Here is an 8,781-nt window from a genome sequence, read left to right on the forward strand (position 1 = left end):
TACGTAATATGTTAAAAAAGATACTTTACACCGTAACAGCCCTGCTAATACTTGCTTCAATATATCTGGTGTTCTTCTACGCACCTATTCCGATTGATCCAAGAGAAGCAGGCGGAGACCCGAATAACTTCAAGATCTTCTATTTCCATGTACCGATTGCAATCACTGCGTACCTCGCTTTTGCATCTGTATTTGTCTCAAGCATATTATATCTAAGAAGCAAGCAGCAGAAGTGGGATATAGTTGCAATCTCAGCTGCTGAGGTCGGTATTGTTTTTGCGTTTTTGACCCTGGTCAGCGGGTCGATCTGGGCAAGATCGGCATGGGGAGAATACTGGGTAACATGGGATGTGAGGCTCAATACATCACTTGTGCTGTTTTTGATATACCTGTCTTATCTGATGGTGCGTCAGGCTGTAGATGAGCCTGAGAAAAGGGCAAGATTATCAGCCGTTTTCGGAATAGTGGGATTTATAGGCGTGCCGCTAAGTTTCATGTCCATACGGTTGTGGAACAGGGCAACCATACATCCAGTCGCTGAACTGAACTATTCCACATTCAGCCCGCTACTTATCACTTTTTTTATGAACTTTATAGCTTTCTTCCTTCTTGCAGCATCGCTGATACTGCTAAAGATTGATAGCGAGCACTTGAAAGAGAAAACAAATGAACTGAAAAGAATAAAAGGTTTGTGAACTGCGTGAGGCTTTTAGCAGCATCAATAAATAGTTGCATTCTCAATTAGCATCCTCATATGAAGCTTATAATCCAGAGGTCAGATATTAAAGGAGTCGTCAATGCACCTCCCTCAAAGAGCTATACTCACAGGGCTATTGCCATAGCTGCCCTCTCGAAAAAAGCATCAGTCAACAACCCGCTTATATCAGAGGATACAAAAGCCACAATAAGAGCATTAGAAGCCTTCGGGGCCAGCATAGACTCGAAATCAAAAAAGGACACACTCATAATCAATGGGTTTGAAGGAAAACCAAAAACCCCTGGTAATGTGATCGATGTTGCCAATTCAGGTACTACGCTTCGCATAATGACCGCAGTGGCTTCACTTGCAGATGGCGCGACCGTTCTCACAGGGGATGCCAGTATAAGGATAAGGCCAAATACACCGCTACTGAATGCGTTAAACGACCTGGGGGCAGAGGCATTCTCCACACGCAACAACGGCATGGCTCCGATCGTGATAAGGGGAAAGATGAGGGGCGGACGTATTTATATTGACGGATCAATAAGCTCACAGTTCATATCAGCGCTTCTCATCTCATGTCCGTTTGCACGGAATGAAACCTCAATATTAATAAAAGGAGAATTAAAATCCAGACCATATGTTAATATTACGGTCAGGATGCTCCAGGATGCAGGTGCCAGGATAATCGCGGATGGCTTGAACTCTTTTATCATCCCGCCTGAGCAGGAGTGCAACATGAGATCGTATAATGTCCCGGGTGATTTCTCCTCTGCTTCGTATATGATGGCTGCTGGAGCACTGTGCGGTGAAATGGTTATCAAAAATCTGTTTCCCTCAGAGCAGGGTGATGCAGCCCTGATTGAGATACTCAGGAGAATGGGGGCGCAAATACAGTGGGATGAGAAAAGAGGAGAGGTTAAGGTAAGCAAGAGCAGGTTAAAAGGCATCAGTGTAGATGTGGGGAAGACCCCGGATCTTGTGCCCACGCTGGCCGTGCTGGGCGCTGCATCCGAGGGAACCATGGTCATTGAGAATGCAGAGCATGTGAGATATAAAGAGACAGACAGGCTTCATGCAATGACCGTTGAACTGAAGAAAATGGGCGTTGACATTACAGAGGAAAAAGACAGGCTGATAATAAAAGGCGGGAGTATTAAAGGAGCAGAGGTACATGGCTGGGATGACCACAGGATCGTCATGGCGCTGGCTGTAGCCGGTATGGTAGCAGGTGACACAACTATTGATACAGTAGAGTCGGTCAGCATATCCTACCCTGGTTTTTTTGAGGATTTGAGGAAGATAGGCGCAGGTGTTTCATAGACAGAGAGAATTTATGGGATCAGGAGATGAAACTGATATACAATATGCTGCCAGAGCCGCAATTAAATGGCTAAAAACCCAGAAGCCAGATGCAGTTAAAGACCTGTCAAGATCAATCCAGGCGCTATCATTATGGAACGAGAACACCTCTGATCTGATTGAAATACTCTTATCAAAGAGAAAAAACGCATTCTGGGATACAGACAGGCCCATTCCTGATACAGCAAGGGCATACAGCGCACTGGCAGGATGCGGGATAATACATCCAGAGACGATCAACTGGATACTTAAGCAGCAAAAAAACGACAACTGGAACAATAACGAGATTGATACCTCGTATGCATTGATCGCTCTTGGGGATGCAGGTATAAAAAATGAGCAGGGATGCGAGTGGTTGTATCGCAATTACGGGGAAAAATGGGAGTATGCCGGCACAACATCGCTCATCATCACGGCTCTCATAAAACAAAATCACAGCAGATACAGGGAGTTCATAAAAGACCGTGCAGGCTGGCTTATCTCAAAGAGACAGTCAGGCGGCTGGGCTTATACTGCTACAAGCAACCTGGTGATACAGGCGCTGATTCTGGCAGGAGAAGAGGACATCAATCCATCGATACAATGGCTTCTGGATAAGCAGGAAGGAGGTAACTGGGGAGATATCATATCAACTTCACTCTCTTTAATTTCATTGAAGATGTATCTTAGTAAAAAATGATTACTTTCACCCCGCTCTTGGATCGCAAATATATATTGGCCGGGTTATTCTGGATTGAGGTGACTAAAATGGATCTATTCTGGAGCGGTCTTGTAAATCGTGCTTCTGAACACACAAGGATTGAAAGGAGAAGTCAGTTCAGCAAGGTATTTGAGACTGCAATTCAAGATATTGAGATGAAGAGGCGAAAAGAAGAATAGAACACGGATGACACAGATCACACGGATTTCGTATCCGTGCAATCAGTGTCCTATCGTATCTCTCATAATCAGTTATGTAAGGATTCATATATTATCTAATTGCTTATGCAAAATACCGTAATTGTAATTATTATTTATTTTCAAATATCTTTAAGTTATGAGACTGCTAATATAAGGTAAGGGAGGCTGATAAAGTATGGATATATTTGATGTGTTGACCGCTATCTCGAAAAGAAAGATAGCATTCATGCATAATGGTATAAACGAACGTGAAGCTCTTATGAGAGCTGAGCTTGACATATCGAGAGAATATAATATAGCGCTGCTTGATATCAAGAAGTTGTCAGGACAGAGATTCAATAGTGCTTAAATCTATAAGCATAGATGCTCATTCTCGTGGGTTCCATTCACGTTCAGTTTCTAAGACATTGCGTATAATCTACGCGATGTTCATTTTTGAGGAACGAGTGATAAGGTAATCTTTTCATGCAAATCTTTTTAGTGCCATAAAATGATTCAGCAACATGTGAGATTATGGTATTAAAAAAAATAATGATTGGCATTTTCGTAATACTGCTGACTACAGGATTCGCAGGTGCACAGACTCTCTATGTCGGAACAGGGCAGACCTATACAACAATCCAATCTGCTATAGATGACGCCAGTACAGGCGATGTGATTTCAGTCGATGAAGGGACATACTCTGAGAACCTTATTATAAAAAAGAACGGGATTTCAATAATAGGAAAAGATAAAGAAAAGACAATCATTGATGGAAAAAAGGTCGGAAGCGGGATCAATATAGACCAGGCAAACAACATAAAAATCAGCGGGTTCACTATCCAGAACAGCAATGGATCGGTCAGATCAGACGCTGGTATAAGTATGTATTCGGCAAAAAATAATACGATTGCAAATACAATTATTGTTAATAATGCAGTGGGTATTTCAATCTATTTAGATAGCAACAATAACGTTATCTCTGGCAACGATATAAGATCCAACACCAACCATGGAATTTTGATCTATTCATCCAGCGACAATAGGATATATAATAACAATATCCAGAATAATAAAATAGGGATTTATGCAGATTCGGCCCGTTCAAACCATATTTATTCAAATAATCTCATAGATAACAGCAATGAACAGGCCTATGATAACAGTGGATCGAATTTCTGGGATGATGGTAAATCCGGCAATTTCTGGAACACTCATAAAAATAGCGATGCATATACTATCAGCGGAGCGCCAAAAGCAAAGGATAATTTCCCTCTCTCAAGTGCTGTTACAATACGATACGTGAACGTCCCTGTTACTCTTGGACAAAATGAAGTCAAAGATGAATCTATAAAATCCTCTCCCGGATTTACAGGCTTAGCGATTCTGGGTCTGTTAATTGTTATTGGAATATTAAAGAAACGTCAATGAGCCACTTGGCACAGGCACGTAAATATGAAAATTCTAAGTGCCAGTTCCCACCTCTATATCATATTCATCAAAGATCTCCCCAACCAGTTCCTCTAAGATATCCTCAATTGAGACCAGTCCTATAACCCTCATATTATCATCCACAACCACTGAAAGGTTCATTTTCTTCTGCTGGAGTTCTTTTAGTATAGAGGCAATCTTTTTCCCTGCCCTAACAACCAGAATCGGGCGCAGGATCTGATGCACTTTTATCCTGTTTAACTCATGATCCCTGAACTTAAGGAAATCTTTTGCATATATCATGCCAACAATATCATCAAAATTCCTTGTATAAACAGGTATTCTTGAATGACCGGATTCATTTATTAATGCAAGCGCGGCATCAAGGGTCTCTGATTCCTTTATGCATACCATATTTTCTCTCGGGGTCATAACACCATGTGCTTTTTCATCTGAGAATTCAAAGACATTATGAATGATCTCTCTCTCGTGCTTCTCAATAGTCCCTTCCTTCTCTCCTACCTTAAGCAGCATATTGATAATCTCCTCTGTAACGAATGGTGTTTTAACCTTTTCTTTTCCGCCCAGGAGTGTAATCAATGAATTTACAAAAGCAGTTAAAATCCAAACAACGGGACTTAAGACAGAGATAAGCAGCGTTATGGGCCTGGCTATCCTGAGCGATATTGCCTCTGAATGCCTTGAAGCAAGTGTTTTTGGAAAAACCTCTCCAAAGACCAGGACAAGTAAGGTCATAGCTCCCGCTGCTATTGCGATTCCAGGCTCTCCAAAAATGGTTAATGCAGCGTTCGCAGCCAGAACAGAGGCTATGATATTGACGATATTGTTGCCTATCAGGATCGCAGTAAGAAACTGCTCTGGATTTTCGAGTAATTTAATAACTATTCTGGCATTCTTATTCCCTTTATCTGCCAGGTGCCTGATCCTTATCTTACTTACAGAAAGAAGCGTGGCCTCTGAACCTGAGAAAAAGGAGGAAAGAGCAACCAATAATAATATAATTAAGATTTCAATTGTAATCCATGAATACATCGGATATTTGATCAATTCTTATAATTATCAATATGGTTTAAAAACTTATCTGCAAACATAGATATAAACGTAAATGATTACCAGTATTCATGATCGTTCTTGCAGAGTTTGAATTTGATCTGGATGGCAATGCCGGGATCATCTATGAGTCATTACTTCCAGAACTCGGGGAGGACTACCAGCGCACAAAATCAAATCTTAAACTGGAGAACAACATACTTATCTTAAATGTTAAAGCAAGTGATATCGTATCAATGAGAGCTGCTCTGAACGGCTGGCTTCGGCTCATTAAAATCACGTATGAAATGTGCTGTATCACTTCTAATACACAAGTTATAAATTAGTGCTGGGCAATACTACAGTAGATTTACAGGTGAATCATATGACTTCAGAATTACCCCCACAAATCAAAAACCAGCTTGCGCAGTTGCAGCAAATTCAACAGCAGGCGCAGGCGATCGCAGTTCAGAAAAACCAGGTTGAAATAACCTTAAAAGAGACTGAACTTGCCCTTGAAGAGCTTGACAAACTAACTCCTGATGCCGTAATCTACAGAGCAGTAGGAGATTTACTGATCAAAACTGAACGCGATAAGACAAAAGAATCTCTTAAGGAAAAGAAAGACACACTTGATCTAAGACTACAGACCCTCGCACGCCAGGAAGAACGCGCTCAGAAGCGGTTTCAGCAGTTACAGGAGCAACTCAGACAGGCTATCGGTACTCCAGCCGCACAGTGATTATGGAGATAGATGAGTCAGAGTTCTATAATCAACTGCTGGATTATCACAATATCCTCTACTTATGTCACAGAAACGCGGACCCTGATGCCCTAGGGAGTGCATTTGCGCTAAAAGAAGCAATTGGAGGCACTATAGGCATCATAGGCGGATGTGATAGGGTAGCATCTCAGATCGCAAAACAGCTTGACATTAAATTTGTCACAGATCCAGTAGATAACTATGACCTGGTGGTAGTTATCGATACCTCTACGCTTACCCAGCTTGATGGATTTCCGCTAAAAAAATACGCGGTCATCGATCACCATACCACTACATCATTGAATGAAAACGCGGTGTTTTTTCTTCATCGAAATAAGAGATCAACTGCTGAGATCGTCCTTGAGGTTTTAAACACGATGGGCGCTCCGATAATGAGGCGTGTCGCATTTGCCCTTATTGCCGGTATTATCACGGATACAGGTAATTTTAAGCATGCGTCGGCAGATTCTTTTAAGGCTGTAGCCGAGCTTATAGAATTAAGCGGTATCGAGTACAGCGAAGTGATGGATGCTATATCTTCTGTTCCGCAGGATGTCTCTATGCGGATCGCTTTTTTAAAGGCTGCCCAGCGGGCTTTAATTGAACGAGTGGGCGAATGGATCGTTGTTACATCCCAGGTGAGTTCTTTCTCAGGCTCTGCTGCCTCCAATTTAATCTCAATAGGGGCAGATGTGGCTTTTGTAGCTTCAAAGGATGATGGGATGGTCAAGGTGAGCGCTCGCGCTAGAAAATGCGCTATTAACGCAGGTGTGAACCTTGCAAGATTGATGGAAGAGATAAGTGTAAAATTCAATGGCACTGGCGGGGGACATGAGGGTGCGGCAGGTATGGATGTGTATGGAGAGGCTGAGGTCATACTTGCATGCTGCACTGAATATACCAGGAAATCCCTTCTGAATAAGCATAGCCAGGTATTGAATTAGAATCTATCCTGTGCGCTTATAAGCTGATTTATTGCAGCCACGAGCGCTTCTACCGATGCCAGAACTATATCCTCGTTTGTGGAACGTGCAGATACCACTCTGCCTTTTTCATCCTCTACTCCGATAATCACTTCTGCAAGTGCGTCTGATCCACCTGAGATTGCCTCGATTCTAAAATCGCGCAGTTTAACCTTATAGTCCCCGAGTATGCCTGTTACTGCTTTAAGGGCTGCATCCACAGGTCCCACTCCAGTATTTGCACCCAGAAGCTCCCTGCCCTTAACTGTGGCTTTTACAGTTGCAGTAGGGGTTATGATATTGCCTGTCATAACAGATACTTCTTTTAGTATGATAGCCTGCTCGCCTTTTGATGTTGCACCTATAATTGATTCTGCAATGGCATAGAGGTCGGCATCTGTAACGCGTTTACCTTTATCGCCTATATCTTTTACCCGCCTGAGTACATCATTTAGCTGTGCATCCGTGGGGTGCAGCCCTGCACATTCAAGAGATTGTTTTACGGCATGTTTGCCTGCATGTTTACCAAGTACGATGCGCCTTCTATGACCCACCATCTCAGGGGTCATAACCCCGGGCTCAAAGGTATCGGATCTCACAAGTACCCCGTGTGTATGTATGCCTGATTCATGGGCAAAAGCATTCTCGCCTACGATAGGCATTGTTGGAGGCATACGTACCCCGGTCAATTTCTCAACCATATGTGATGTTTCAACAATGTACTGGGTCTTTATATTGGTTTTTGCACCATACAGTGAATGAAGCCCCATAACCGTCCCTGCAAGATCTGCATTCCCTGCCCGCTCACCAAGACTGTTTATTGTGACCTGTACCTGGCTTGCTCCTGCTTCCACAGCAGCAAGACTGTTTGCCACTGCAAGCCCAAAATCGTTATGGCAGTGCACATCAATAGGTATTTTGATATTCGCTGCAATCTCGCTGATCAACTTATACGTGGCAGAAGGCACGCTTACGCCCACTGTATCAGGCACGTTTATTATATCACAGTGCGCCTCTTCTACGCCTTTATAGATGCTGATCAGATAATCGATATCGGTCCGTGTTGCGTCCATGGCAGAGAACATGCACTTTGCGCCGTGGTCTTTTATATACTCGACAGCATCCACGGCCATCTTATAGACTTCATCCCTGCTCTTCTTGATGGTAGATATACGCTGTACATCTGATGTTGAGACAAAGGTGTGTACCATATCCACACCGCAGTCAAGACATGAATCTATATCCGACCTGATGACCCTTGACAGTCCGCATATCTGTAAATTAAGACCTGCATCGGTTATTTTTTTAACTGAGCACCTCTCCCCCTCAGAGGACATGGGAAAACCGGCCTCGATGATATCCACACCCAGTTTATCGAGCTGCTGCGCGACGAGAAGCTTATCATCCTGTGTGAGCGATACCCCTGGCGTCTGTTCTCCATCCCTGAGAGTGGTATCAAAAATACTTATTCTTTTATCCCTTAGCGATTCAATGATGTAAAAGGCAATCCCTCGCATTTGTCATAATCCAATATGAATAGCGTTTTATTGTATAAAGTTTATTGTTGGAAGATCAGTACTTCCGATCGGTCGTAGTTCCGAATAGTATCCTGAATCATATTTGTGCTAAGCGAT

11 protein-coding genes are annotated in these 8,781 nt (G+C 42.8%); 9 read left to right on the forward strand and 2 right to left on the reverse strand.

The annotated features are described in order from the left end of the window. The first annotated feature begins 8 nt into the window (after positions 1-8). The 6 genes from ANME2D_RS15855 (at position 9) to ANME2D_RS15875 (ending at position 4,372) form a co-directional block, all read left to right on the forward strand. The gene (locus tag ANME2D_RS15855; protein ID WP_048093950.1) at positions 9-695 is read left to right on the forward strand and encodes a cytochrome c biogenesis protein; all 687 of its coding nucleotides are present in this window, start codon (positions 9-11) and stop codon (positions 693-695) included. A gap of 59 nt (positions 696-754) precedes the next feature. Further along, positions 755-2,023 carry a 3-phosphoshikimate 1-carboxyvinyltransferase gene (gene aroA, locus ANME2D_RS15860; RefSeq protein ID WP_048093952.1) on the forward strand — a complete coding sequence of 423 codons (1,269 nt, stop codon included), beginning with the start codon at positions 755-757 and terminating at the stop codon, positions 2,021-2,023. 13 nt (positions 2,024-2,036) lie between these two features. Continuing rightward, positions 2,037-2,741 (forward strand): prenyltransferase/squalene oxidase repeat-containing protein, encoded by a 705-nt coding sequence (locus ANME2D_RS15865; protein ID WP_048093954.1) that lies wholly within the window; start codon positions 2,037-2,039, stop codon positions 2,739-2,741. A 68-nt stretch (positions 2,742-2,809) separates the two neighbouring features. Next, positions 2,810-2,941 (forward strand): hypothetical protein, encoded by a 132-nt coding sequence (locus ANME2D_RS18885; protein WP_277812954.1) that lies wholly within the window; start codon positions 2,810-2,812, stop codon positions 2,939-2,941. A gap of 196 nt (positions 2,942-3,137) precedes the next feature. Then, on the forward strand, positions 3,138-3,311 hold the full coding sequence (locus tag ANME2D_RS18295; RefSeq protein ID WP_157834180.1) for a hypothetical protein: 174 nt from the start codon (positions 3,138-3,140) through the stop codon (positions 3,309-3,311). A 164-nt stretch (positions 3,312-3,475) separates the two neighbouring features. Continuing rightward, a complete protein-coding gene (locus ANME2D_RS15875) occupies positions 3,476-4,372 on the forward strand; it encodes a right-handed parallel beta-helix repeat-containing protein (RefSeq protein ID WP_048093957.1) in 897 nt (298 codons plus the stop codon). A gap of 33 nt (positions 4,373-4,405) precedes the next feature. On the opposite strand, the gene ANME2D_RS15880 is transcribed toward ANME2D_RS15875, so the two are convergent. Then, a complete protein-coding gene (locus ANME2D_RS15880) occupies positions 4,406-5,425 on the reverse strand; it encodes a hemolysin family protein (protein ID WP_157834181.1) in 1,020 nt (339 codons plus the stop codon). 89 nt (positions 5,426-5,514) lie between these two features. On the opposite strand from ANME2D_RS15880, the gene ANME2D_RS15885 reads away from it, so the two are divergent. The 3 genes from ANME2D_RS15885 to ANME2D_RS15895 are packed head-to-tail and all read left to right on the forward strand — an operon-like array spanning position 5,515 to position 7,129. Next, entirely contained in the window at positions 5,515-5,769 is a 255-nt protein-coding gene (locus tag ANME2D_RS15885; protein WP_048093958.1) for a KEOPS complex subunit Pcc1, read from the forward strand. Between the two features lie 38 nt (positions 5,770-5,807). Further along, positions 5,808-6,164, forward strand: coding sequence for a prefoldin subunit beta (locus tag ANME2D_RS15890; RefSeq protein ID WP_048093959.1), 357 nt, complete (start codon positions 5,808-5,810; stop codon positions 6,162-6,164). A 2-nt stretch (positions 6,165-6,166) separates the two neighbouring features. Beyond that, positions 6,167-7,129 carry a DHH family phosphoesterase gene (locus tag ANME2D_RS15895; protein WP_048093960.1) on the forward strand — a complete coding sequence of 321 codons (963 nt, stop codon included), beginning with the start codon at positions 6,167-6,169 and terminating at the stop codon, positions 7,127-7,129. Here the strand turns inward: ANME2D_RS15895 and ANME2D_RS15900 are convergent. Then, the gene (locus ANME2D_RS15900) at positions 7,126-8,664 is read right to left on the reverse strand and encodes a 2-isopropylmalate synthase (RefSeq protein WP_048093961.1); all 1,539 of its coding nucleotides are present in this window, start codon (positions 8,662-8,664) and stop codon (positions 7,126-7,128) included. The genes ANME2D_RS15895 and ANME2D_RS15900 overlap by 4 nt on opposite strands. Positions 8,665-8,781: the final 117 nt, after the last annotated feature.

It is taken from the genome of Candidatus Methanoperedens nitratireducens (genome assembly GCF_000685155.1).
In the GTDB taxonomy this organism is placed as follows: Archaea; Halobacteriota; Methanosarcinia; order Methanosarcinales; family Methanoperedenaceae; genus Methanoperedens; species Methanoperedens nitratireducens.